Source organism: Streptococcus suis, from assembly GCF_002964045.1.
Lineage (GTDB): Bacteria > Bacillota > Bacilli > Lactobacillales > Streptococcaceae > Streptococcus > Streptococcus suis_U.
On sequence record NZ_POPB01000666.1, the window covers coordinates 1 to 265 of the forward strand.

The following is a 265-nucleotide window of genomic DNA, read 5'->3' on the forward strand; positions in this document are numbered from 1 at the left end:
GATTTCGTGTGATTGCCGTTATCCAAAAGGGATTGAATTCTCTAGGATTCAGACTTTGGCGGCGTCAAAACTGGGAGAATGTTTCCAAGTGACTGGATATGAGAAGTTGAGCCCACATTTTGTTTCTCCATCATCTGAGCTGGTTCAATGCCTGCAAAACGTTTATCGAGACCAAACAGGTGGACAGGAAGCACCGCTGGTTATTGGAGGAGCTACCTATGCTCGTCTGATGGAAGAAGGAGTCGCATTCGGTGCGCTATTTCCA

Annotated in this window: 1 pseudogene; it reads left to right on the plus strand. The window is 46.8% G+C overall.

Annotated features, from left to right (window positions below):
• Positions 1-55: 55 nt before the first annotated feature.
• Positions 56-265: pseudogene (locus tag C1E99_RS13990) on the plus strand (dipeptidase PepV); the annotation flags it as partial.